Annotated in this window: 25 protein-coding genes and 1 pseudogene; 21 read left to right on the forward strand and 5 right to left on the reverse strand. The window is 40.2% G+C overall.

The window, feature by feature from the left end:
* Positions 1 to 78: 78 nt before the first annotated feature.
* From ACSQ6I_RS09990 to ACSQ6I_RS10010, 5 genes and pseudogenes are all read left to right on the forward strand, one after another.
* Positions 79 to 1,077: pseudogene (locus ACSQ6I_RS09990) on the forward strand (RNA-guided endonuclease InsQ/TnpB family protein); the annotation flags it as partial.
* Positions 1,078 to 1,289: 212 nt separating this feature from the next.
* Entirely contained in the window at positions 1,290 to 2,408 is a 1,119-nt protein-coding gene (bchI, locus tag ACSQ6I_RS09995) for a magnesium chelatase ATPase subunit I (RefSeq protein ID WP_438890188.1), read from the forward strand.
* Between the two features lie 91 nt (positions 2,409 to 2,499).
* Positions 2,500 to 2,817: a hypothetical protein gene (locus tag ACSQ6I_RS10000; protein ID WP_438890189.1), complete on the forward strand. Its 318-nt coding sequence runs from the start codon at positions 2,500 to 2,502 to the stop codon at positions 2,815 to 2,817.
* A 176-nt stretch (positions 2,818 to 2,993) separates the two neighbouring features.
* Positions 2,994 to 4,286, forward strand: a complete 1,293-nt coding sequence (locus ACSQ6I_RS10005; protein WP_438890190.1) for a glycosyltransferase — start codon at positions 2,994 to 2,996, stop codon at positions 4,284 to 4,286.
* A 348-nt stretch (positions 4,287 to 4,634) separates the two neighbouring features.
* Positions 4,635 to 4,907: a hypothetical protein gene (locus ACSQ6I_RS10010; protein ID WP_438890191.1), complete on the forward strand. Its 273-nt coding sequence runs from the start codon at positions 4,635 to 4,637 to the stop codon at positions 4,905 to 4,907.
* A 143-nt stretch (positions 4,908 to 5,050) separates the two neighbouring features.
* Here ACSQ6I_RS10010 and ACSQ6I_RS10015 read toward each other — a convergent pair whose 3' ends face one another.
* Both ACSQ6I_RS10015 and ACSQ6I_RS10020 read right to left on the reverse strand, forming a co-directional pair.
* Positions 5,051 to 6,217, reverse strand: coding sequence for a pyridoxal phosphate-dependent aminotransferase (locus ACSQ6I_RS10015; protein ID WP_438890192.1), 1,167 nt, complete (start codon positions 6,215 to 6,217; stop codon positions 5,051 to 5,053).
* A gap of 170 nt (positions 6,218 to 6,387) precedes the next feature.
* A complete protein-coding gene (locus tag ACSQ6I_RS10020; protein WP_438890193.1) occupies positions 6,388 to 6,870 on the reverse strand; it encodes a hypothetical protein in 483 nt (160 codons plus the stop codon).
* A gap of 392 nt (positions 6,871 to 7,262) precedes the next feature.
* On the opposite strand from ACSQ6I_RS10020, the gene uvrA reads away from it, so the two are divergent.
* The 6 genes from uvrA to ACSQ6I_RS10050 all read left to right on the forward strand — a co-directional run bounded on the left by uvrA (position 7,263) and on the right by ACSQ6I_RS10050 (position 12,915).
* Positions 7,263 to 10,232, forward strand: coding sequence for an excinuclease ABC subunit UvrA (gene uvrA / locus ACSQ6I_RS10025; RefSeq protein ID WP_438890194.1), 2,970 nt, complete (start codon positions 7,263 to 7,265; stop codon positions 10,230 to 10,232).
* 190 nt (positions 10,233 to 10,422) lie between these two features.
* A complete protein-coding gene (locus ACSQ6I_RS10030; RefSeq protein WP_438890195.1) occupies positions 10,423 to 10,755 on the forward strand; it encodes a hypothetical protein in 333 nt (110 codons plus the stop codon).
* Between the two features lie 62 nt (positions 10,756 to 10,817).
* Complete coding sequence (locus tag ACSQ6I_RS10035) at positions 10,818 to 11,234, forward strand: XisH family protein (RefSeq protein ID WP_438890196.1); 417 nt, start codon at positions 10,818 to 10,820, stop codon at positions 11,232 to 11,234.
* Complete coding sequence (locus ACSQ6I_RS10040; RefSeq protein WP_438890197.1) at positions 11,222 to 11,563, forward strand: XisI protein; 342 nt, start codon at positions 11,222 to 11,224, stop codon at positions 11,561 to 11,563. The genes ACSQ6I_RS10035 and ACSQ6I_RS10040 overlap by 13 nt, the downstream gene beginning before the upstream one ends.
* 545 nt (positions 11,564 to 12,108) lie before the next feature.
* Positions 12,109 to 12,399, forward strand: coding sequence for a hypothetical protein (locus tag ACSQ6I_RS10045; RefSeq protein WP_438890198.1), 291 nt, complete (start codon positions 12,109 to 12,111; stop codon positions 12,397 to 12,399).
* A gap of 114 nt (positions 12,400 to 12,513) precedes the next feature.
* Positions 12,514 to 12,915, forward strand: coding sequence for a hypothetical protein (locus ACSQ6I_RS10050; RefSeq protein WP_438890199.1), 402 nt, complete (start codon positions 12,514 to 12,516; stop codon positions 12,913 to 12,915).
* Positions 12,916 to 13,046: 131 nt separating this feature from the next.
* Here the strand turns inward: ACSQ6I_RS10050 and ACSQ6I_RS10055 are convergent, their stop codons facing one another.
* From ACSQ6I_RS10055 to ACSQ6I_RS10065, 3 genes are all read right to left on the reverse strand, one after another.
* Complete coding sequence (locus ACSQ6I_RS10055) at positions 13,047 to 14,450, reverse strand: NAD(P)(+) transhydrogenase (Re/Si-specific) subunit beta (protein ID WP_438890200.1); 1,404 nt, start codon at positions 14,448 to 14,450, stop codon at positions 13,047 to 13,049.
* A complete protein-coding gene (locus tag ACSQ6I_RS10060; RefSeq protein ID WP_015214883.1) occupies positions 14,447 to 14,740 on the reverse strand; it encodes an NAD(P) transhydrogenase subunit alpha in 294 nt (97 codons plus the stop codon). The genes ACSQ6I_RS10055 and ACSQ6I_RS10060 overlap by 4 nt, the downstream gene beginning before the upstream one ends.
* 144 nt (positions 14,741 to 14,884) lie before the next feature.
* The gene (locus ACSQ6I_RS10065; RefSeq protein ID WP_438890201.1) at positions 14,885 to 16,039 is read right to left on the reverse strand and encodes a Re/Si-specific NAD(P)(+) transhydrogenase subunit alpha; all 1,155 of its coding nucleotides are present in this window, start codon (positions 16,037 to 16,039) and stop codon (positions 14,885 to 14,887) included.
* A gap of 956 nt (positions 16,040 to 16,995) precedes the next feature.
* Here ACSQ6I_RS10065 and ACSQ6I_RS10070 point away from each other — a divergent pair.
* The 10 genes from ACSQ6I_RS10070 to ACSQ6I_RS10115 all read left to right on the forward strand — a co-directional run bounded on the left by ACSQ6I_RS10070 (position 16,996) and on the right by ACSQ6I_RS10115 (position 25,169).
* Complete coding sequence (locus ACSQ6I_RS10070) at positions 16,996 to 17,508, forward strand: DUF2808 domain-containing protein (protein WP_438890202.1); 513 nt, start codon at positions 16,996 to 16,998, stop codon at positions 17,506 to 17,508.
* 152 nt (positions 17,509 to 17,660) lie between these two features.
* Positions 17,661 to 17,795 (forward strand): 50S ribosomal protein L34, encoded by a 135-nt coding sequence (rpmH, locus tag ACSQ6I_RS10075; RefSeq protein ID WP_015209090.1) that lies wholly within the window; start codon positions 17,661 to 17,663, stop codon positions 17,793 to 17,795.
* Between the two features lie 25 nt (positions 17,796 to 17,820).
* Positions 17,821 to 18,243 (forward strand): ribonuclease P protein component, encoded by a 423-nt coding sequence (rnpA, locus tag ACSQ6I_RS10080; protein ID WP_438890203.1) that lies wholly within the window; start codon positions 17,821 to 17,823, stop codon positions 18,241 to 18,243.
* The gene (locus tag ACSQ6I_RS10085) at positions 18,230 to 18,616 is read left to right on the forward strand and encodes a PH domain-containing protein (protein WP_438890204.1); all 387 of its coding nucleotides are present in this window, start codon (positions 18,230 to 18,232) and stop codon (positions 18,614 to 18,616) included. Before rnpA ends, ACSQ6I_RS10085 begins: the two co-directional genes overlap by 14 nt.
* 185 nt (positions 18,617 to 18,801) lie before the next feature.
* Positions 18,802 to 19,959 carry a membrane protein insertase YidC gene (gene yidC, locus ACSQ6I_RS10090; RefSeq protein WP_438890205.1) on the forward strand — a complete coding sequence of 386 codons (1,158 nt, stop codon included), beginning with the start codon at positions 18,802 to 18,804 and terminating at the stop codon, positions 19,957 to 19,959.
* 2 nt (positions 19,960 to 19,961) lie between these two features.
* The gene (locus tag ACSQ6I_RS10095) at positions 19,962 to 20,501 is read left to right on the forward strand and encodes a protein jag (RefSeq protein WP_438890206.1); all 540 of its coding nucleotides are present in this window, start codon (positions 19,962 to 19,964) and stop codon (positions 20,499 to 20,501) included.
* A 73-nt stretch (positions 20,502 to 20,574) separates the two neighbouring features.
* Positions 20,575 to 21,078: a YceD family protein gene (locus ACSQ6I_RS10100; RefSeq protein WP_438890207.1), complete on the forward strand. Its 504-nt coding sequence runs from the start codon at positions 20,575 to 20,577 to the stop codon at positions 21,076 to 21,078.
* Positions 21,079 to 21,423: 345 nt separating this feature from the next.
* Positions 21,424 to 22,662: a DNA cytosine methyltransferase gene (locus ACSQ6I_RS10105; RefSeq protein ID WP_438890208.1), complete on the forward strand. Its 1,239-nt coding sequence runs from the start codon at positions 21,424 to 21,426 to the stop codon at positions 22,660 to 22,662.
* Positions 22,635 to 23,612 carry a Bpu10I family restriction endonuclease gene (locus tag ACSQ6I_RS10110; RefSeq protein WP_438890209.1) on the forward strand — a complete coding sequence of 326 codons (978 nt, stop codon included), beginning with the start codon at positions 22,635 to 22,637 and terminating at the stop codon, positions 23,610 to 23,612. Before ACSQ6I_RS10105 ends, ACSQ6I_RS10110 begins: the two co-directional genes overlap by 28 nt.
* Positions 23,613 to 23,657: 45 nt before the next feature.
* Complete coding sequence (locus ACSQ6I_RS10115; protein ID WP_438890210.1) at positions 23,658 to 25,169, forward strand: AAA family ATPase; 1,512 nt, start codon at positions 23,658 to 23,660, stop codon at positions 25,167 to 25,169.
* Positions 25,170 to 25,174: the final 5 nt, after the last annotated feature.

The raw sequence follows: 25,174 nt of genomic DNA on the forward strand, positions 1-25,174 counted from the left end.
GTGTTATGATTACGCCGTTTAATTGAGCATAAAGATGCTGGTATTTGAAGCAAAACTGTCAGGGACGAACGAGCAGTACGGGAAGCTAGTGCAGAAAGAGCATGGTCTGCAATTGCTCGTTTTTTTGATAACTGCAAGAAAAATAAGCCTGGGAAAAAAGGATTTCCAAAGTTTAAGAAAGAACAGACTCACGGTTCTGTAGAATACAAAACCTCTGGATGGAGACTTTCTGATGACCGCAGGTATATCACTTTTTCAGATGGTTTTAGAGCAGGAACCTTTAAGCTGTGGGGAACCCGTGACTTGCATTTTTATCAACTTAAACAGTTTAAGAGGGTGCGGGTTGTACGTCGTGCAGATGGTTATTATTGCCAATTTTGCATTGACCATGAACGAGTTGAGAAGCGAGAACCAACAGGTAAAACTATTGGTATTGATGTGGGATTGAACCACTTTTACACCGATAGCAATGGGGAAACAGTTGCTAATCCTAGACATCTTCGTAAATCAGAGAAATCCTTGAGACGTTTGCAGCGTCGGATGTCTAAGACTAAAAAAGGTTCTCAAAACCGAATTAAGTTTAGAAACAAACTTGCACGTAAACACCTCAAAGTAAGTCGCCAGCGTAAAGACTTTGCTGTGAAGACAGCAAGGTGCGTGGTGAGGTCTAACGACCTTGTGGCGTATGAAGATTTGATGGTGCGGAATATGGTTAAGAATCATCGCTTGGCTAAGTCGATTAGTGATGTTTCCTGGTCACTGTTTCGTGAATGGGTTGAGTATTTTGGTAAAGTTTTTGGTGTGGTGACAGTTGCAGTCCCGCCTCACTTCACTAGCCAAAATTGCTCTAACTGCGGTGAGGTTGTCAAAAAGACTCTTAGCACTAGAACTCATATCTGTCCTCATTGTGGACATATCCAAGACCGGGATTGGAATGCAGCACGGAACATTTTAGAAAAAGGTCTAAGTACGGCGGGTCACGTCGGAACTCACGCCTCTGGAGACATCGACCTCTGCCTGGGTGGGGAAACTCCTCCAAGTAAGTCGGGTCGTGGAAAGAGGAAACCCAAAGAGTAATCTTTGGAATCTCCACCTTCTCTGCGAGACGCTACGCGAACAACAATGTAAGGTGGGGAGGATGTCAACGATAAAAGCTACATGAGCAAAATAGAATCTGAGGTTTAAGGTACTGATTAATTATTTTGCTACTCTGCTTCCCTGCCCCTTAGCCTCCCCAGATGTGGCAAAATAAAGAATTGTAATAACAAAAGTATTGTTAAGGTAATTTAGTGACTTCAACTGCTCAAACTACAGTAAGTGCGCGTCGCGCGGTCTTTCCATTTACAGCAATTGTCGGCCAGGAAGAAATGAAACTGGCGTTGTTGTTAAATGTGATTGATCCCAAAATTGGTGGTGTAATGATTATGGGCGATCGCGGCACCGGAAAATCTACAACTATCCGTGCTTTGGCAGACCTGCTGCCAGAAATCCCCGTAGTCGCCAATGACCCCTTCAATAGTGACCCCAATGACCCGGATTTGATGAGTGATGAAGTCCGTCAATTACTAGCAGAAGGGAGGGAAATTCCCATAGATCACAAAAAGGTGCAAATGGTAGATTTACCATTAGGCGCAACAGAAGATCGGGTTTGCGGTACTATCGACATTGAAAAAGCTTTATCTGAAGGTGTGAAAGCTTTTGAACCAGGGCTACTGGCCAAAGCTAACAGAGGGATTCTTTATGTTGATGAAGTCAACTTATTAGATGACCACTTGGTAGATGTACTCCTCGATTCTGCTGCTAGTGGTTGGAACACTGTGGAACGGGAAGGTATTTCTATCCGTCACCCAGCGCGGTTTGTTCTGGTTGGTTCGGGAAACCCAGAAGAAGGGGAATTGCGTCCTCAGTTACTCGACCGTTTTGGAATGCACGCGGAAATTCACACGGTGAAAGAGCCGGCTTTGCGGGTACAAATCGTGGAAGAACGGGGAGAATTTGACCAAAATCCTGCTGTATATTTAGAACAACACAAAACTCCCCAGGAAGCATTACAACAGCAAATTGTCAATGCTCAGGAATTATTACCAAAAGTTAACCTTGACTATGACTTGAGGGTGAAAATTTCGGAAGTTTGTTCAGAATTGGATGTAGACGGTTTGCGGGGTGACATTGTTACCAACCGCGCTGCTAAGGCTTTAACTTCATTTGAAGGACGGACAGAAGTTACAGTTGATGATATTCGACGGGTAATTACATTATGTCTGCGTCACCGTTTGCGGAAAGACCCCTTGGAATCCATTGATACTGGCTATAAAGTTGAAAAAGTGTTTTGTCGCGTTTTTGGTGTGGAATTACCAGAAGATTCAGCACAGAAAAACGGCACAGGCATGAAAGCTGGGGTTAGGTAATGGGTAATGGGTAATGGGTAATTGGTAAAATTTTTACCTGTTCCCCCCCCTAACTACATAATTGATTCTGCACAATTACTTTAGATAATATATGAGATTTTTAAATATCTGTATCAACACTGTTATTTTATCTAGTCAATATAATCCCCCGCGATTTATTGAATTATTGATGCTTTCTCTGGCGATCGCAATGCTAGGAATTACAACCATAGTACCAGATATGGCTTATCTAGTGCTGGGCTTGAGTTTCGTCGTCGGTGCATCTATTTCTATTTTAGTGCGGGAATGGATATCTACCATAGCCCACGTTAACCCACCCTCGCCTCAAAGATTTATTACGCAATTAACAGCATTGTTGTTACTGGGTATCAGTATTTATGGTTTTGCTGATTTAATTCGGACTCTCTAAACGGATTTGATGTTGGGACTCACCTTTGCAATTATAGCTGGAGATTTTGCGCTTCACTATGTTGCACTTAGAATGACAGCGGTGTTTTTACGAAAGACTTTGATGTTGACGTTTTTTTAGACTACCTTGCCAAGAAAGTGTACATAAGTTATCACTAAAGAAAAAACGATTAATTTATGAAACTCAGTTTGTGCATGATTGTCAAAAATGAGGAAAATAACCTACCAAAATGTTTGCAAAGTGCCAAAAATGTGGCAGACGAAATTGTAGTTCTCGATACAGGTTCAACTGATAAAACACCCCAAATAGCTGCACAATTTGGCGCAAAAGTACATTATTTTCAATGGTGTAATGACTTTAGTGCCGCTCGTAATGAAGCTTTAAAATATGTGACAGGAGACTGGATTTTAGTATTAGATGCTGATGAAAGTCTGACACCAGAAATAGCGCCTTATTTGCAAGAAGCAATTAATATAGAAGATTATTTATTAATTAATCTTGTCCGTCAAGAAGTTGGTGCAACTCAATCACCTTATTCTTTGGTTTCTCGACTCTTTCGCAATCATCCAGATATTCGCTTTGAACGCCCTTATCATGCGCTAGTTGATGATAGTATTACGTCAATTTTAACTAAGGAAACCTATTGGCAAATTGGCTATTTACCAGAAGTGGCTATTCTCCATGCTGGATATCAAAAAGCTGTAATTAATCAACAAAATAAATATGCGAAAGCCGCAGCAGCTATGGAGGATTTTTTTGCAGCTAATCCCCATGATGCTTATGTTTGTAGTAAGTTGGGAGCTTTGTATGTGGAAATGGGTAAAATTAATGAGGGTATGGAATTATTAAATCATGGGTTAAATCAGGCAATGGGAAAACGCAGTTCTACAAAGAAAACACCTTTGCACTGGCTGAACGATTCTCAATTAAAGAGAGTTGAAAATTCTATTAATCAAAATATAAATGAAACCAATTATGATATTTTGTATGAATTAAATTATCATTTAGGAATTGCTTATACACATTTAAAAAATCTACCTCAAGCTATTTACCATTACCAAGCTGCGGTTAAATTGCCGATTTATCCTCTGTTGAAGTTGGGAGGATATAACAATTTAGGAAATTTGCTCAAAGCTACGGGAGATTTGCAAGGAGCGAAAATTGCTTATGAAACGGCTATAAAAATTGACTCTAGTTTTATAACTGGTTATTATAATTTGGGGATGGTATGTAAAGCCATGAATTTATTCGCTGAGGCTATTGATTGTTATGACCAAGCTATACAATTAAATCCTGATTATGCAGAAGCTTATCAAAATTTAGGGGTAGTGCTGTTGAAAGTTGGCGATGTTGAAAATAGTTTAGCAGCTTTTGAATATGCGATCGCTCTCCATGAGCAACACAACCCCCAAGAAGCACAACGTCTGTGTCAAGGATTACAACAAATGGGATTAATTCGTAATTCGTAATTCGTAATTCGTAATTCGTAATTCGTAATTCGTAATTCGTAATTCATAATTATCTCTTCTGCTCCCTGACTCCTGACTCCTGACTCCTGACTCCTGACTCCTGACTCCTGACTCCTAACCCTAACGGAAAGACTTTTTCAGCAACTCCTAATTATCTCCTCTTTTCCCTGTTCCCTTTTATCCCATGACTTCTTTCATATTTTAATACTGACTAAAGTCATGGTTGCTTTAGTGACTTTGGTAACTAGTAAATTCAAAATTAAACTTATAGGATAGCTGGTGTGACAAGTCAAACAATAACAAGGTTTGATTTACAACCTGAAATAAGTTGTTGATAGGAAAATTTTGATGAAAAAAATTATTACTGCTATCACTGGTATCATGCTTGCTATACCTTTAGGCATGACTATTGTACCAGAACCAGCATCAGCACAATATAGACAAGTACAGGTTGTTCAACGTCGAGTTGTCAATCGTAGACCTGTACAAGTTATTCAACGTCGAGTTGTTAACCGTAGACCTGTACAAGTTCAAACAAGACGTAGAGTCTGGGTTGCTCCTTATTGGACGCAACAACGTGGACGGAGAGTTCGGGTTCCTGGTCGCTATGTGTGGAGATAATCATAGCAAGAAGGTCGGGGCGTTTAGCCCATGCTGAGTCTTAAGTATACACCCAGTTCCTTGAAAATCGTTGATCCTCCTAACTCTCTGTAATCAGATGTGTTAGGGGGATCTTATTTGTCTCATCATGGACAAATTGATGATTAAATTCGAGAACGCACAAATTTCTCTAATCTATCCATTCCCTTTTCTATAGTCGCCATATCAGTAGCGTAGGAAAGACGAATGTTGTCATCAGCACCAAAAGCTACACCGGGAATAACTGCAACTTGATGTGCTTCTAATAAAGCGTTGCAAAATTCCAGGGACTTTAAACCGGTTTTACTGATATCTGGGAATAGGTAAAAAGCACCATCTGGTTTAGCGGTACTCAAGCCGGGAATGGCGTTAAGTCTATCTAGCATTACCTGACGACGTTTAGCGAAAGCTTGACGCATTTCTTCTACACAGTCTTGGGAACCTTCCAAAGCTGCGATCGCACCATATTGAGCAAAGGTACATACATTTGATGTACTATGCCCTTGAATGCTACTTGCAGCTTTAATAATTTCCACCGGACCAGCTAAATATCCTAGTCTCCACCCAGTCATTGAGTAAGCTTTCGCAAACCCGTTACTAATCAAGGTGCGTGCAAAAATTTCTTTTCCTAGAGAACCGATGCTGATATGTTCTGCACCGTCGTAGAGAATCTTTTCGTAAATCTCGTCAGAAACAACTAAGATGTCTGCATCAACTATTACTTGCGCCAAAGCTTTAATTTCTGCTGGCGTGTAGACCATCCCTGTGGGGTTAGATGGGGAGTTGAGGATGAATAACTTAGTTTTTGGGGTAATGGCGTTTTTGAGTTGTTCCGGGGTAATTTTGTAACCTGTGGAAGCATCTGTATGTACAATTACAGGTTTACCACCTGCCAAAATCACCATTTCGGGATAACTCAGCCAATAAGGTGCAGGGATAATTACCTCATCACCAGTTTCAATTAGCGCCATCATCAAGTTATACAGAGAATGTTTACCGCCATTAGTGACGATGACATTTTCCGATTTATAATCAAAACCGTGATTATTTTTGAGATTTTGGGCGATCGCTTCCCTTAACTTTGGTTCTCCAGCTGCGGGGCCATATTTGGTTTTCCCTTCATCCAAAGCTTTCGCTGCTGCGGCTTTGATATGCGCTGGGGTGTCAAAATCCGGTTCTCCGGCGCTAAAACTACAAACATCTATACCCTCTGCTTTCATAGCCTTAGCTTTAGCTGCGATCGCTAAGGTTATGGAGGGTGTCACCTGACTTACTCTTGCTGCCAGCTTCATTCTACTTTATTCGACAAATCTCTATCCTATCTAAGGATATCCCAGAATCCCATCCACGATTTGCCTTTTGAGATTTTCGTCAGCACAAAATTTATCAATAAATGCTAGAAGCACATTTTGGCGTACTTCTAGCTGGTGGAGTTTTAGTATTTATTGACACTGGTTTATCATCAATCAAAATCACCTCTTTCTGATTTATTCCGCATCAGTTCTTTTTCAATTTCACTACGTTCATAATCCCTAGTACCAAAAGTGCGTTTTTGGGGTTCATTACCCAACTCTTCTCCAGCGCGTTTGAGCATATTTATAGGATTTTTTTGTCTACTTCCTGTTCCCAAATCTTTAGGAATTACTTCACCTGCTCGCTTCCCACTTTCGATATAATCATCACCAATCTCTGGTGTTGTATAAACTTTTTCTTTCCTCCGATTTTGATTTGAATAAAAAGGTCGAAAAGGCTCATTTACAGCTACTCTACGGTCTTGAGTGGAATAATATGGATGAGTTATTTCTACTTTGTGGGTTTTTTCCGAGAAATAACCAGCCGCTTGCGCTGAAAGCATCGGTAAGCTAATTAACCAGATGAAACTAGTTAAGATGATCAGAGCAAGTTGACGATGCATTTGATGAAATAATCTCTTGATTTCCATCATTAGGCAAATATCCTTGTGACTATTTTACAAATGCCTAAATTTTAAAAAAATGTCATTTAAATAACGTCTTCCCCTGGGTTGGTTAAATTTATATAAAAAGTAATGTACTTGAAGAAGAAATAAATTGCCTAAAAATATCCCCAACGTCTCTAGGACTTACGCAGGATGTGACTCAAAGCCTAATTCTGGCGTAGGGGTAATTCATTAATGGCAGCTACTTTAGGTATGTTTTGCGTAAGTCCTGGTTACATACCCCGGTTTTTCAAGTCGTTCTACTGATGTTGTCTAGCAAATTCAGAAAATATCTGAGACGTATAGTTCTAGCATATCCTGAGTAAAGATAGTATTATGAAGAACTGTTTCACTGTGCAACATTCCTTCAGGCTGTCAATATGTCAGAAAACCTAGCAGCATCTTTAAACGGTAGTCTTCCGTACCACCACAACAGCCAGAATACTATTCGCATTCGCGGTGCTAGGCAGCATAATCTGAAAAATATTGATTTGGTATTGCCGCGCGATCGCTTGATTGTCTTTACTGGCGTTTCTGGTTCGGGTAAATCTTCTTTGGCTTTTGATACCATTTTCGCGGAAGGGCAGCGGCGTTATGTGGAATCTCTCAGCGCCTATGCACGGCAATTTTTGGGTCAGTTGGATAAACCGGATGTGGAAGCAATTGAAGGTTTAAGTCCGGCGATTTCTATTGACCAAAAATCAACTTCCCATAACCCCCGTTCGACGGTGGGGACGGTGACGGAAATTTACGATTATCTGCGCTTGTTATATGGTCGCGCTGGTGAACCCCATTGTCCCATCTGCGATCGCTGTATTGCCCCCCAAACCATTGACCAGATGTGCGATCGGATTATGGAATTGAGCGATCGTACCCGTTTCCAAATTCTTGCACCTGTCGTCCGGGGTAAAAAGGGAACTCATCGCAAACTTTTATCTGGTTTAGCCGCGCAAGGATTTGTACGCGTGAGGGTAAATGGAGAGGTGCGAGAGCTATCAGATTTCATTGAATTAGATAAAAATATTACACATACAATAGAACTGGTTATTGACCGCTTAGTTAAAAAAGACGGTATTCAAGAGCGTTTGGTCGATTCTCTTTCTACTTGCCTTAAGCAATCTAACGGAATTGCTATAATTGAGGTATTAGATGACACATCTGATAAGGTAGCGCTGGAGCGACCTGATAGTAAGTATATATCAACCCCAGGAGAAAATCAAGATATTTCCGCACAAGAATTATCACTAGAAATGGTGTTTTCAGAAAACTTTGCTTGTCCAGAACATGGTGCAGTAATGGAAGAATTATCACCACGTTTGTTTTCTTTTAACTCACCCTATGGTGCTTGTCCCCATTGTCACGGTATCGGAACTTTAAAAAGATTTTCCTCCGACTTAGTGATACCGAACCCAGATTCGCCCATGTATGCGGCAATTGCCCCTTGGTCAGAAAAAGAAAATTCCTATTATTTAGAGTTACTTTATAGTCTGGGACAGACCTATGGATTTGAATTGCAGACCCAGTGGAGTAAGTTAACCGCAGAACAACAACAGATAGTTTTGTATGGGGAAGAAAAACCTAAACGTGCCAACAGTTCACCAGAGGCTACCGCAGAGAAGCAAAAAGCACCAAATTTTAAAGGCGTAATTCCGATTTTGCAACGCCAATATGAAGGCGGTTCCGAACTAGTTAAGCAAAAATTGGAAGAATATTTAATTGATCAACCTTGTGAAGTTTGCGGTGGCAAGCGATTAAAACCAGAAGCTTTAGCAGTGAAGTTGGGACAATTTGGAATTTTAGATTTAACCAGCGTATCAATTCGAGATTGTCGGGAAAGAATAGAAAACTTAAAATTGAGCGACAGACAAACCCAAATTGGTGATTTAGTTCTCAGAGAAATTAAAGCCAGATTGCAATTTTTATTAGATGTTGGTTTAGATTATCTCACCTTAGATCGTCCTGCCATGACCTTATCAGGTGGTGAAGCTCAACGCATTCGGTTAGCCACACAAATCGGTTCAGGACTAACAGGAGTTCTTTACGTTTTAGACGAACCCAGCATTGGTTTACATCAAAGAGATAACGGCAGATTACTGAAAACTTTAACCAAATTACGCGATTTAGGAAATACCTTAATTGTCGTTGAACATGACGAAGAAACCATTCGAGCGGCTAACTATATAGTTGATATTGGTCCCGGTGCAGGAATTCACGGTGGTCATATAGTTGCCCAAGGTGATTTAGAGGCATTGTTAACAGCAGAAGATTCTTTAACCGGTGCTTATTTATCAGGTAGAAGGGTAATTAACACCCCAGCCAAAAGAAGAGAAGGTAATGGACGCAGTTTAACCATTAAAAATGCTAGTCGTAACAACTTACAAAATATTGATGTCGAAATTCCTTTAGGAAAACTTGTCTCAGTCACCGGTGTCTCAGGTTCTGGAAAATCTACCCTAATTAACGAATTACTTTATCCAGCCTTACAACACCATTTACTCAAAAAAGCTCCTGCACCAAAGGATATGGATGAAATCAAGGGATTAAATTCCGTTGATAAAGCGATCGTTATCGACCAATCACCCATTGGGAGAACTCCCCGTTCTAACCCCGCAACATATACAGGAGTTTTCGATATCATTCGTGATGTCTTTTCCCAAACCATCGAAGCCAAAACCAGAGGTTATAAACCAGGACAATTTTCTTTCAACGTCAAAGGTGGACGTTGTGAAGCTTGTAGCGGACAGGGTGTAAACGTGATTGAAATGAATTTTCTCCCTGACGTTTATGTCCAATGTGAAATTTGCAAAGGTGCAAGATATAACAGAGAAACATTACAAGTTAAATATAAGGATAAATCAATTTCTGATGTTCTCAACATGACAGTTGAGGAAGCTTTAGATTTTTGTCAAAATATTCCCAAAGCTGTGACAAGATTACAAACTTTAGTAGATGTCGGTTTGGGTTATGTGCAGTTAGGACAACCAGCCACAACTTTATCCGGTGGGGAAGCGCAACGAGTCAAGTTAGCCACAGAATTATCTCGACGTGCGACAGGGAAGACTCTTTATTTAATAGATGAACCAACTACAGGATTATCTTTTTATGATGTCCACAAACTGTTAGATGTTTTACAAAGATTAGTGGATAAGGGAAATTCGATTTTAGTAATTGAGCATAATTTAGATGTAATTCGTTGTTCTGACTGGGTAATAGATTTGGGTCCAGAAGGAGGAGACAAAGGCGGAGAAATTATTGCCGCCGGAACGCCGGAAGATGTGGCCAAAAATCCTCGTTCTTATACTGGGCAGTATTTACAGCAGGTGTTGAAACAATATCCAGTAGTTGTCTAAATCAGGATTTATGGCTTGCTCCAGGGACACTACATGAACGCTATCAGGATTTAAATATTTACAAGATGATCTCGTTCCCAGTCTCCAGTCTGGGAATGCTGTATTGGAGGTTCTACCTCCATTATTATAGATTTTGTTAGGTTTCTTTTTAACGAACCGCAGAGACACAGAGAAGACAGAGGATAAGCGCTTGCGCGACTGCGGCGAGCGAAGCTATCGCACCCCCTCAACTTCCCCCAACATCTTTTTTTACCTCACGCAAAGCCGCAAAGACGCAAAGGAAGAGGTTAGCGATCGCACTCCCTCAACTCCCAAACAGCGATCGCACCCCTCCACTTCCCAAACAGCGATACCTTTCCTGCGGAACGCTACGCGAACGGTCAGCTTCGCTATCGCACCTCCTCACCCTCCTAACAACGAACTGACAAAAGCCCTTTGGGCATCCAAGAAACAGCGCTTACGCTATCGCACTCCCTCAACTCCCCAAGTAGCGATTCCTATGGAGCGCTTCGCTATCGCCTGAGTATATGATATAATTGTACTATTAAGATTAATGCATATTTACTCAATATTATCAAGAAAACAATGCCAGCAAAAGATATTTACCATGATGCTGTTAAAAACGCTTTAATTAAAGATGGTTGGACGATTACGGCTGATCCTTATAAAATTAAATATAAAGATGCTGAATTATTTGCCGATTTATCCGCAGAAAAACCGATTGCAGCAGAACAAAATGGACGAAAAATAGTTGTTGAAATCAAGAGTTTTCTTAGTCCTTCTCCCATGAGAGATTTTGAACTAGCTTTAGGGCAATATATTTTATATCGTAATTTAATTAACCTCACAGAACCAGAATATATAATTTATTTGGCTATTAAAGAAAGTACATATCAAAACTTTTTTATAAGAGATTCAATCAAAGAGATTGTCGAACTAAATCAAATTTTGATGATTGTAGTTAATGTTGAAAAAGAGGAGATATTACAATGGATAAACTAGAACAATATCAAGTAGCAATTAAACAAGTTCTCACAGAATATCATAATTGGGTTTCTGGTGCAGCAAATTTAACTGATGAAAGTTGTTTAGTTTTTGATGATAATAATTATCACTATATTTGGTGTTTTTTGGGTTGGGATGGCAAAAAAAGAACAAATAATATCCAAGTTAATATCAGAATTAAAAATGATAAAATTTGGATTGAAGAAGATTGGACAGAAGAAGGAATAGCTAATGAATTAATGAAGTTAGGTATTTCTAATCTTGATATTGTTTTAGCGTTTCATCCTCCTGAAGAAAGGAAATATACTGAATTTGCTACTGCTTAAATGTTATAGCAATCGCATATCTTCGCCCAAACATCACTTTTAACCAACACAAAAGAGCGATCGCACTCCCTCAACTTCCCAAAAGCGATCGCATCTCTTCAACCTCCCAAATAGCGAACTGACAAGTCAGCGCTTGCGCTATCGCACTCCCTCCAACTTCCCAAATATTCTTTTTTAACGAACCGCAGAGACGCAGAGAACGCAGAGGAAGGATCGCTCATTTTCCCCCAATATCCTTTTTTAACGAACCACGAAGACACGAAGAACACGAAGGAAGAGGAGAAGAGAGAGCGATCGCACTTTAGAAGTTTTGGACATTGCTTGCCCTAAGTAGTATACTTTAATTAAAGCAAGATTTTTGGTATAATAAATAAATCAATTTATAAGTATCGACGATACAATTTTATTCTTTGCATTAATAGCTAATAGTAACCAAAATGAATCACAATAAGCAGCCTGGATGTTTATCTACCATCTTAATGTTATTATCTTTGATATGTTTTGTTTACTTTTTTTATCTGAATTGGTGGGTTACTATAATACTGATGATGTTTTCTGTATTTATAGCTGATATGATCACTCAAAGAATAACTGGTAAAAATTCCGAGCAGATAAAAAAGGATGAGAAAGCTAAAGACCTCAGCTTAAACTTAACAGTGGTAATTTTTCTTTCAATTATAATCTCTGGGGTGCTTTATGTAATGATGAATCCACAGCAATTTGAAAAGTCTTCCTATCAAAAGTATCAAGAATGCTGGGAACAAGATAGACGAGAAAGAGCCAAACAAATGTATGGAGGTGTTCCTGATTCACGTCAATGTGATGAATATAAATAATGTTAAATTTCATAGGGAAAATCATAAATTATATTTATTATATAAGACTAGCCGAGGTTTTTACTTATGTTACCTTTAAAATGTATATAAATTGAGTTCAAAAATTTCTAAAAAATGAGCATTACTACCAACTTGTATCCTAGTTTTCCCGTATCCAATTTTGAGCGTAGCTTGGCTTTCTATGATATTGTAATGGCAACATTAGAAGTTCCACGCTGTAATCAACTTGAATCACAAGGTATACGTGAAGTAGAATACGGTTTAGATGAAGATTTAAAAAGGTTGTCCATTATTGAATCTCCAAATTATTCTTCTGAAAATATCCAAATTTTTAGCAGTTCGGTTAGTTTTCGAGCTAAGGATAAAAGTGCCGTAGGTGCGTTTTTTACAACTGCTATTGCAAACGGAGCTAATGAAGTTCAAAAACCTGGCTTCAGTGCAGATAATTCTTATAGTGCTTCTGTTAAAGACCCAGATGGTAATGAAATAGGAGCTTATTGGCCTAACTCAAATTGATTATGCCAACGAATCTACTACTTCTTTACTTAAATAAAAAACTTGCCTTGAAATTATCAAATCAAAAGGCAAGTTAATTTTTCATTCTTTTCTTTTTCTTCTCTTCGTGTTCTTCGTGTCTTCGTGGTTTATTACAGTTGCTTCACTTCTGAAACCAACTTAGCCACCATATCCTTAGCACTACCAAACAACATCGTTGTCTTATCCTTATAAAACAACTCATTATCAACACCGGCAAAACCGGCACTCATACCGCGCTTAATCACAATAGTTTGCTTTGCCCGATCAACTTCCAAAATCGGCATCCCATAAATAGGACTATTCACATCACTACGCGCTGCTGGATTGACCACATCATTAGCACCAATCACTAACGCCACATCAGCTTGTTCAAACTGGGGATTAATATCCTCCATATCATACAACTGCGTATAAGCCACATTAGCTTCTGCCAATAATACGTTCATGTGTCCTGGCATTCTCCCCGCAACAGGGTGAATCGCATATTTCACATCCACACCCATGCGTTCTAGTTGATCTGCCAACTCACGGACGCTATGCTGTGCTTGGGCAACTGCCATACCGTATCCTGGGACAATTACCACAGAACGGGCATAACCCAACATCATCGCCCCTTCTTCGGGATCAATACTGCGGACTGTTTGATTACTTGCACCAGCAGCAGCACCACCAGTAGCAGTGGAAACTGAACCAAAGGCACTAAATAAAACGCTGAATAATGACCGGTTCATAGCCTTACACATAATTTCGGTAAGGATTAAACCAGAAGCGCCCACCAAAGCACCGGCGATGATTAACATATTGTTCATCACCACAAACCCAGCCGCAGCCGCAGCCACACCTGAAAGGGAGTTTAACAGGGAGATTACCACGGGCATATCACCGCCACCAATGGGCAGTACAAACATGACACCCAACACCAAGGAAACAGCCACCACTGCTAAAAAGATGGGTAAACTATCCGGTGAGATGATTAAATATGCACTTCCGGCTAGATATGAACCCAACAGCAAGAGGTTAAATGGTTGCTGCAAAGGAAAGGTAATGGGTGTACCACTTACTAAACCTTGCAATTTCGCAAAAGCCAGAAAACTACCTGTTAAGGTAACACCACCGATTAACACATCCAATAGCATGGAAATGTTGACATCGAGGGGGATAGGTTGAGAACTTCCTAATAACCGCCAAAATTCTGCTACAGCGATAAGTGCGGAAGATGCACCACCCAAACCGTTGAGTAAGCCCACCATTTGTGGCATATCAGTCATTTGCACTTTGTAAGCTGCGATCGCACCAATAATAGAACCAATCGCCAAGCCTATCAATATCATCTCGTAATTTAAGACTTGCTGATCTAGCATTGTAGCGACAACTGCTAACAGCATTCCCACCGCAGCGACAAGATTACCGTTTCTGGCTGTAGCTGGAGAACCGAGTTTTTTCAAACCGAGAATAAATAATGATGCAGCGACTAAGTACGTCAGCTGAATCCCAGTTGGTAAAAAGTCGCTCATGCTTTAACTTCCTTTTTCTTGAACATTTGCAGCATTCTGTCTGTAACGAGAAAACCACCGACAACGTTAACCATTGCCAAAATTACAGCAATTAAACCGAGAATGACTGATAAATTGGTGTTTCTCTCCCCAGCAGCGAGGATTGCGCCAATTACAGAAATACCGGAAATGGCGTTTGAACCGGACATTAAGGGGGTGTGTAAAGTTGGGGGAACTTTGTTGATGACTTCAAAGCCGATAAAGGAGGCTAAGACAAGTACGAATAAGGCAGCAAGTAATGCTTCTGTCATGATGAATTTTAGGTTGAAGAATTATGTCTCACGCAAAGGCGCAATCGCGCTTCGCGATCTCGCAGAGTAGGCGCAAAGATGAGTTATTAGTCCACCTGCGTGGACTTTGCCTGTGTAGCTGTGATTTATAATCGCCGGGTTTAATTACACCGCTACTGCTTGCAAAGCGTCCTTGACCCGTTGGTTTCTAATTTCCCCCGCGTGAGTAACACAAGCTGCGTCAACGATGTCGTCACCAAAGTTGATTTGCAAGGCTTTGTCTTTAATCAACAGTTGCATTAAAGATGTGACGTTCTTTGCATACAGTTGGCTGGCGTGTACTGGCATTGATGATGGTAAATTAATGGGGCCAATGATGGTAACACCGTTCCAAACAATGTCTTTACCTGCTTCTGTACAAGCGCAGTTTCCACCTTGTTCTGCGGCTAAGTCTACTATGACTGAACCTGGTTTCATCTGAGCTACCATTTCTTGGGTTACAAGTTGTGGCGCTTTTCTTCCTGGTACTTGGGCGGTGGTAATGACAACATCAGAGTTTTTGACGTGTTCGGCGACTAGTTCTTGGGTGCGTTTTTTACTATCTTCGGAAATTTCTTTGGCGTAACCACCCGCAGCCACGGTTTCTTCTTCTAGTTTGACTTCGACGAATTTCGCACCTAAGCTTTGTACTTCTTCTTTAACTGCTGGGCGAATATCAAAGGCTTCTACGACTGCGCCTAATCTTCTAGCAGTTGCGATCGCTTGCAATCCCGCTACACCTGCTCCCATAATAAATACTTTAGCTGGTGCGATCGTCCCCGCCGCAGTGGTTAACATCGGGAAATATTTTGGTAAGGCCGCAGCCGCAATTAATACAGCTTTGTAACCCGCTAGTGAAGCTTGGGAAGATAAAGCATCCATGCTTTGCGCCCTTGTAGTACGGGGAATTAATTCCATACTCAAAGCTGTAATTTGCCGATTTGCCAATTGTTGCGCTATTACGGGATTACCCAAAGGATTGAGGAAGCTAATTAAAACAGATCCGGCCTTGAGTAATTCAATCTCTGATCGTCCATCTTCTCTTTCCTGGGGAGGGCTGACTTTGAGCAAAATATCCGCTTCTCCCCATAATTTGGCAGTATCAGCTACAACTGTCGCTCCTGCTGCTTCATAGTCAGAATCACTGAAAAATGCTTTTTCTCCCGCACCTGTTTCTACAAAAACCTCTAAGCCTTGTTTGACTAATCTGGACACGGTGTCGGGAATTAATGCTACACGACGTTCACAAACTTCAATTTCTTTAGCAACTGCTATTCTCATGCAATCTCCTGAAGATAAATACCTAAATATCTACTAACTATGGAATTTCTCTGTTGATGAAGGATTCACCGCACTTATAGAGCATAGGTGATTAATCTCAGCCCTCAGTTTTTCTAGTAGATTTCACCTTGAACTTTGTCTTTCCCACTCTTCTTTTCTCCAAGCAAAGCTTCACTCTGCCGCTTACATAAGTCACAATTCCAGATATTTGCACACAAACTAATTTACTTATTGCACATCTTATGGTGATTTTCTGATGTTATATCTATGTCTTCAGATTATTTTCGGGATTGATAATGTGGAGTCTTTTTGGTTGGCATCTTGAAGTATTCATCAAATTTCGTCAGATTGATATTTTTCCAATTAATTCTTAATTATTTAAACTTTCATTGCTGTTGTTGAAAACTTTACAAAGTCCACAAAAACTAACAATTAGTGTTGTAGTGTAAATGAATACTGGAGTTTGCTCAGTAAAATACACAGCTTTTCAAAATAGAATATCCTGAATTTTAGTTAGTATGGCTAACTTCTGGAGAGTTTGAACTTAAGTACAACTTTGCTAGGACTTACGCACTCAGCCAAGTTGAGAACGGTAGAATAGGCATTTCAACTTATGGAGAGATTCTTCGCTGCGCTCAGAATGACAGTTTTCCGTTTCAGTGCGTGAGTCCTGTTCGCGTAAAATGCTGGCGAATTGAGGATAGAAGTTTATACGCAAAGGTAAGTGCAGAGGTACACAGAGAATTCGCTCCGAATGAATAATGGAATGTCTTCACTGAGTTTTTTTATAAAACAGGAACTACGTACATAGGTAGGATGAATCTTTTACGAAAAAAAGGCACTTTGGCTTTTATATATCGTCTATTCTGATGAATACAGTAGTAAAGTTTAGTTAAGAATACTAACTCTCTGTTACTTAAGATCATAATTTACCATTTCCTAGAGGAAGCATAACTATGCGACGTGTACTTTCTGCCTTGGCTGTAACTGGCTGTTTATTGACAAGTCTTCCGGCTATGACTTGGGCGCAGAGCCTACCTGGTTTAACGCTATTTAGCGGTGTCAAAAGAGAAAATCAGTTGCCCTTCCGGTTAGATTTTGGCGGTCAAACTAATGCCTGGGATAGATACATACTCAGACTTCCTGCCGAAAAAATGAAGTTGGCAGTAGCTCAATTTGCCATTACTTACCCCAAATATTACAAAGGCAGCTTTGACACCAAAAAAGTTGAAGTCATAGTCAAAGGAAAAAGCCTTCCCCTGTCTGAAGTGAAATGGGACAAAGAAGGGCGGGTGCTGGAGATATTTCCTGAAGAACCAGTACCAGCTGGTAGTAACGTTGAGTTAGTTTTAAATAACGTGCAGAATCCAACCTTTGGAGGGATTTACTATTTTAACTGTCAGGTTCTCTCCCCTGGAGATGTGCCACTACTACGTTATCTTGGCTCTTGGATTATTAGTATTTCCTAACCAGGGAACTCTTAACTCTGAACAGGCAGGAGAAAGATAAATACTCAATCCATTCCCCTGCGACTCTATCCAGAAATATGTTGAGATTGCCTGTAAAGTGGTACGATAGCAGATTGTGACTTTTTATAAAAATCGTCTAAGAGGAGAACGGTATGCAAAGAACGTTGGGCGGTACTTGCCGTAAGAGAAAAAGAACCTCTGGTTTTCGCGCTAGAATGCGGACACCAGATGGCAGAAACGTAATTAGCGCCAGAAGAAGAAAAGGTCGTCATCGTCTGAGCGTTTAGGGTACATTCAGTCAATAGAGCAACTGTGGCTTTGCCCAAAGCATATAGACTAAAATCCCGCAGGGATTTTCAGGCAGTTTTCCGGGAAGGAATTCGGTGTCATAGCTCTCATTTCACTTTGAGAGCTTTAAAGCCGTCGCGTTCAAAAGAACCTTCTTTGGATACTGCCCCTGCAACTACACAAGTAAATGGCAATAAAAATTTAGCCAGTACGCAAATTGGCATTTCCATTAGTACCAAAGTCAGTAAAAGGGCAGTAGTTCGCAACCGAATTAAACGCCAAATTACAGGTGCTTTGTATCAATTATTGCCTAAATTATCCCCAGGATGGCGGCTAGTATTGATTGTGAAGCCAAAGTCAGCAGAATCTGAGTGCGTAAGCCAACAATTTCTGCAAGAATTAGAGCAGTTGTTGGCAAAAGCTGAGGTAATAAATGGGCATTCGTGAAGAAATTTATTATGAGGGTGGTCCCCATATTGGGGATTTAATTCTCAATCTGCTGATTGGTCTAACCGTGATTGGTCTACCACTAACTGTTGGGGCAATTGTGAGAGCGTTATGGCTACGTTTCCGCATTACTGATCGAAGAGTTGGTGTAACGGGTGGTTGGCTGGGACGCGATCGCACAGACGTAATTTACTCAGAAATAGTCAAAATCGTCAAAGTCCCTCGTGGCATTGGCATCTGGGGAGATATGGTACTAACTCTCAAAAACGGTACTCGTTTAGAAATGCGGGCTGTTCCCAACTTCCTAGAAGTTTATGACTACATTAATGAAAGAATTGCTGCTAAAAACCCAGAATATAGCAGTTCTAAGTAGTTACAGTGCCGAGTTAAATACTTTCTCATTCTTACTTGATGATTTATTAACTCAGCCACCCAATTTAGCATTCTCTTTTCATATCATGTGCGGCTATCCGTAGCTAAGGGTAGTCGCTAACAAATCACGATTTAGATAAATTAGATTAAGTTCAGTTAACAGTACCTCAGGTTGGATTCAGAATAATGGATTTTGGTATCGGGTTCCTCTCGAACAACGTGATGCTGCCAATCATAGATTTTTTCTATGGTATTGTGCCTAGCTATGGATTGGCTATAGTTGCCTTGACATTGATAATCCGCTTTGCGCTCTATCCCCTGAGTGCTGGCTCCATTCGGAGTATGCGACGAATGCGGATTGTGCAACCCTTGATGCAAAAGCGGATGGCAGAAGTCAAAGAGCGTTATAAAGATGATGCTCAAAAGCAGCAAGAGGAAATGGTCAATGTTCAAAAAGAATTTGGCAACCCATTAGCCGGATGCTTGCCGCTGCTGTTACAGATGCCAGTATTACTAGCACTGTTTGCCACTTTGCGGGGTTCACCATTTGCGGGAGTTAATTACTCCGTTAACTTGCAAGTCTTCCCTGCCGAACAAATCGAACAAATTCAACCCCAAGCCTTTGCCACTCCCCCGCAAAACATTTATATTGCTGATGGAGATCACACAAAAATTACTGCTATTCTTCCCAGTGGTAACAAATTGGCTGTGGGAGAAAAAACTAAGATTCAATATCAGACAATTGAAGGTAAACCCTTTGATTTGCTCTTAGCAGAACATCCAGAAACTAAATTAACCCCTGAATGGAAAATCATGAAAGGGGAAGAAAGGGTCAAAATTGATGCTGACGGCAATATAGAAGCCTTACAGCCAGGAGAAGTGACAATTCAAGGCTCAATTCCTGGACTGGCGGCAGATAAAGGATTTCTCTTCATTGATGCTCTAGGTAGGGTAGGCGCACAAGATCCAGATGGCACAATCCACTGGGATATTGTAGCGATGATTGTCTTCTTTGGTATCAGTCTTTACGTCAGCCAATTGCTTTCAGGGCAAAATTCCAGCGGTGGAAATCCCCAGCAGGATACAGTTAATAAGATTACCCCAGTCATCTTTTCGGGAATGTTTCTGTTCTTCCCGCTACCAGCTGGTGTACTGATGTACATGGTAATTGGTAACGTTTTCCAAACTCTGCAAACCTACATTCTTTCCCGTGAACCTCTATCTGAGGAATTGCAAAAGATGGTAGAAGTGCAGGAGAAGGAAAAAGAAAAAGAAGCTGCAAGCGCAGACCAAAAGACGTTGCCCTTTGAGCCAAAAAGTTCTAAGAAAAAGGCTACAGGCTGATTATGAGTGATATTTCCATGCAGCGTGGTGAAGAATGGTTAAAGCAACTGCTGCAACTCATTGGTGTTTCTACTAATGTTAAAGGTAATTTAGGGTCTGCTCCAGCTATCGGAGCAGATTCTCCTGAACCGGATAGCCACTGGTTGACAATTGAGCAAACCAATTTGATGCCGGAACAAATCAGGATGTTAATAGGTGCTGGTGGTTCTGTGTTAGATGCGATGCAGTATTTAGCAAATTCGGTGCTGAATCTGAACGAACCAGAGGATGAGCAAGCATCTTATACCATTGAATTAAATGGCTACCGCATCAGACGACAAGCGGAAATTAGCAATTTAGCTGAAATTGCGGCTCAAGAAGTGCGCTTTTCTGGTCGAGAGGTGGAAATAAAATCTCTCAGTTCGGCTGAACGGCGACAAATTCACAGCTTTTTGAAGGATTTTCCTGATTTAGAAACCTTCAGCCGTGGCAAGGAACCTCATCGCCATTTGGTGGTTCGTCCTGCGACTGAACCACCAACAGATCCTGGTTATGAGAGCTAAAATAAGAGATGTAGTGTCAGCAATTTTGCTGATGATCAACTGTAATTTTTCGTGAGGATTTCTCACAAATCCTATGGACGCTATTTTTATTCCGCAGCTAACTAAAGCCCCGGAGCGAACAGAGGAAATTCAAGTTAATGAGTCTCTGCCTGGTCTGGAAACTTTAACCCCTGTGCGTGGAACTATCCAAGTTCAGCATCAGGGTACTTATTTAGAGGTATCCAGTAAGGCAGAAACAATTATCACTTGTACCTGTAATCGCTGCTTGCAGCAATATAATCAACGGTTGGCTGTTAATACTAAAGAAATTATTTGGTTAGAGGAAAATGCTAATCAAGCGGAACACTTACCTTTAGAAATGGAAGTGGCTGTAGAAGATTTAGTAGAAACGGTATCACCTACTGGTTATTTTTATCCTAGTGAATGGTTGTATGAGCAGATGTGTTTAGCTATTCCGCAGCGTCAGTTGTGCGATCGCAATTGTCCTGGTATTTTAGATACTGTTGCTAGTTCTGAGGAGATTGTTGATAGCCGTTGGGCTTCTTTGCAAAGCTTGAAAAAGCAACTTCCAGAATAGTAAAATTAACTCAAATTCCCTACTTGAGTTATGTGCAGTGAAACCATATATTTTTCTGCGAATTAGTTTGGGTTTTACGTGGAAAACCTTATCAATTTAATCACACTAAACTTGATCCAACTAATAAACATTCTTTAACAACTTTGGAGCAAAGGAAAAAAATTTTCTATTGCTCTTTTTTTCTTGTTCTTTTAAATCTTGATAAATCGCCTGTAAGTCATTGTTAAATCGACTAGAATGGGCTTCTCTAATTTGATAAATTTCTTGTATAATCGGATCTTCCCACATATATTATATATCAATTATTCAGAAGTTAAATACAATGAACAACTACAGTAATTGTTTATGATAACAAACCAACCTGTTGCTATTGATTTATTCGCGGGTGCGGGAGGCTTTGGTTTAGGTTTTAAGATGGCAGGTTTTTCTATTCCTATATCTGTTGAAATTGATGCTTGGGCTTGTGATACACTGCGTTATAACCAGCCTGAAATGACAGTTATTCAAAATGATATTCGTAATTTTAACACCCTAAATAGTGTTAAAGATATCTGTCTCTACAAGCCAGACATTATCATTGGTGGTCCTCCATGTCAAGGTTTTAGTATTGCTGGTCCAGCCGAAAAAGACCCGCATGATCCTAGAAATACTTTATTCATTAACTTTGCTAAGTGGATAAGTTTTCTGGAACCTAAAGCATTTGTTATGGAGAATGTGAAAGGTTTACTATCACGCAAAAATGCTGAAGGTGTCAAGGTAATAGATATCATTAAGAAAACTTTTGAAGAACTCGGATATTTTGTAGAAGTATGGTTACTCAATTCTGCTGAATATGGTGTACCACAAATTAGAGAGCGTGTTTTTATTGTCGGAAACAAACTAGGTCAGAAATTAGGTATACCGAAAAAAACACATTCCCTTGATTTATTAAATATTAATAGTTATCAATTATCGTTTGAGGAAATAAATTTAATCCCTGCTATTAACTTATGGGATGCAATATCAGATTTACCACCACTTAAGGCGCGTGAAGGTAAAGAAGAACAATCTTATATATTAGAATCTCAAAATCACTATCAGAACTGGATCAGAAATGGGGGCAAAATACTCTATAATCATGTAGCTATGGAACATTCTCAGAGGTTAGTAGAACGTTTTAAACAAATCAAATGGGGTGAATGTAGTTCAGATGTCCCAAAAGAATATGGTGCTAAACGCCGTAGTGGAAATGGTGAATTATCTAATAAAACTTATGATCAAAATAACCGACGTTTAAATCCCTCTAAACCAGCACATACCATAGCTGCTTCCTTTTATGCAAATTTTATCCATCCTTTCCAGCATCGTAATTTAACAGCCCGTGAAGGTGCGCGTATTCAATCTTTCCCTGACACTTATCGTTTTTTAGGAAAGAAAACTGTTGTATCTCATAAGTTATTACAACGGGAAAATAGATTTAATGAAAAGTTTCTTTGTCAGTACAATCAAGTAGGTAATGCTGTACCACCTCTTCTTGCTAAAGCAATTGCACTTCATCTTCAAGAAACATTAAAACTATGCCCACAACTGATAGAAACCCTTTAGTTCATGGTTCAAATCTGGAACAAAAGGAGAAACACCGCACAAAATACAGAGATGCTGATAGTAAAAAATATCTCCGAGAGATTAGAATTGAGTATGATAAATGGCACTTAGCTAATGTTAAATTAGTGGGTCCGACATCAACACCATCTGATAATGATGATGCAATTATTTCTAAAAGGTTAGAACTTTTATCAACATATAAGGATTTTTTAGATCAACAACATTATGCTGAGAAGTTTGATTCGCGCTCAAATCTTCACTCTAGTGTGTTGGAAGAATTTCTTTATTATTTATTTCGAGATTTAGCAAAAGATTTTGGAGAAAATGCTCTCATTGGAAAATCTCATACTTTCAAAGATATTTTCTTTGTTCCTCCAAAATATGCTGAGATGTTGAAACGTCCCTATGCACGTATTGAAAAAAAAGACCATGATTTTGTGATTGGTGCAACTATTGAAGCATCATTTGAAGCAGTTACACCACCAGAGGAAGAAGAAAATCCTGGTGAAATGCTGACAATTGTTAAAGAAGAACCTGAAAACTACTCAGAAGTTACAGTTACAGGTAACACAGAAACTCATATTTTTGATATTCCAGTTATTGTCATTGAATGTAAAACTTATCTTGATAAAACTATGCTGGAAGGTTCATCACGAGCCGCAGAGGACTTAAAAGCAAGAAATCCCAATAGTTTGTATATTGTACTAATGGAGTGGATAAAGTTGACAAGTGATGTCAATCTTCGGAAGTACAAGGTTGATCAGATTTATGTACTACGTCAGCAGAAAAACACTGACCGAGAATTTAGGTATGAAGAAAAATATATTAAAAATCCAATTAATCCAACTGTAGTTCAACATTTATTCCATAAAGTACGGAAGCATTTAACAATGGACTGGACTGGAGGAATTGAATATGGAATACAGCGCGGTTGGTTAATTGAAGAATAGTTATGTAACAGCATTCAATAGAAACTAACTACTTATAGCTACCTTATGAACTTCCGTGACGAATTTAAACTCCTCCTCCGCGCCCGCTACCCGCTGATTTATATCCCCACCTACGAAGAAGAACGAGTAGAAGCTGCTATCCGCGAAGAAGCCACAAACCAAGGAAATCGCCCCGTTTATACATGGGATTTTGTCGATGGTTATCAAGGAAACCTCAATGATGTCGGCTTTGGAAAACGCAACCCGTTACAAGCTTTAGAATTTATCGAAAAATTACCAGCTTCCGCCCCAGCAGTCTTGATTCTCCGGGATTATCACCGTTTTTTAGATGATGTCGCTATTTCTCGCAAACTCCGCAACTTAGCCCGACTCCTCAAATCCCAACCGAAAAATATTGTTTTATTATCGCCACGTATTGCTATTCCTGACGATTTAATGGAAGTGTTGACGGTGGTTGAGTTTCCCTTACCCGCAGCACCGGAAATTAAAGCCGAGGTAGAACGGTTATTACAAGCTACTGGTAACTCTCCATCTGGTAAATTTCTCGATGATTTGGTGCGTTCTTGTCAAGGTTTATCTATGGAACGGATACGCCGAGTTTTAGCAAGAGCGATCGCATCCCACGGAGAATTACAACCAGAAGACGTTGATTTAGTTTTGGAGGAAAAACGCCAAACTATCCGCCAAACCCAAATCCTGGACTTTTACCCCGCCACTGAGCAGATATCTGATATAGGAGGACTTGATAACCTTAAAGACTGGTTAATTCGTCGGGGTGGTTCATTTACAGAAAAAGCGCGACAGTACGGATTACCGCACCCCCGTGGGTTAATGTTAGTGGGAATTCAAGGAACAGGTAAATCATTAACAGCCAAAGCGATCGCACATAATTGGCATTTACCTCTGTTACGCTTAGATGTAGGGCGTTTATTTGGCGGTTTAGTCGGCGAATCAGAATCCCGCACTCGCCAAATGATTCAAGTAGCAGAAGCCCTCGCACCTTGTATTTTATGGATTGATGAAATTGACAAAGCCTTTTCCGGTTTGGGTAGTAAAGGTGACGCAGGAACAACTAGCCGCGTATTTGGAACATTTATCACCTGGTTAGCAGAAAAAACATCCCCCGTGTTTGTCGTCTGTACCGCTAACGATATCCAAGCCTTACCCCCAGAAATGTTACGGAAAGGGAGATTTGATGAAATTTTCTTTGTCGGTTTACCCAGCCAAGAAGAGAGAAAAGCAATTTTTAACGTCCATTTATCCCGATTGCGTCCCCATAACTTGAAAGCCTATGACATTGATAGGTTAGCTTATGAAACTCCTGATTTTTCCGGTGCAGAGATTGAGCAAACCTTAATTGAAGCAATGCACATCGGATTTAGTCAAAATCGTGACTTTACCACCGATGATGTTTTAGAATCAGCCAGTCAAATCATACCTTTGGCGCGAACTGCGGTAGAGCAGATTCAAAAATTGCAAGAATGGGCTGCTGCGGGGAGAGCGCGTCTAGCTTCCAAGCAGAATCCATTGAGTGATACCTTTGGTAAACAGCGCTAACCAGA

The organism is Anabaena sp. WFMT, assembly GCF_051781005.1.
Lineage (GTDB): Bacteria > Cyanobacteriota > Cyanobacteriia > Cyanobacteriales > Nostocaceae > Anabaena.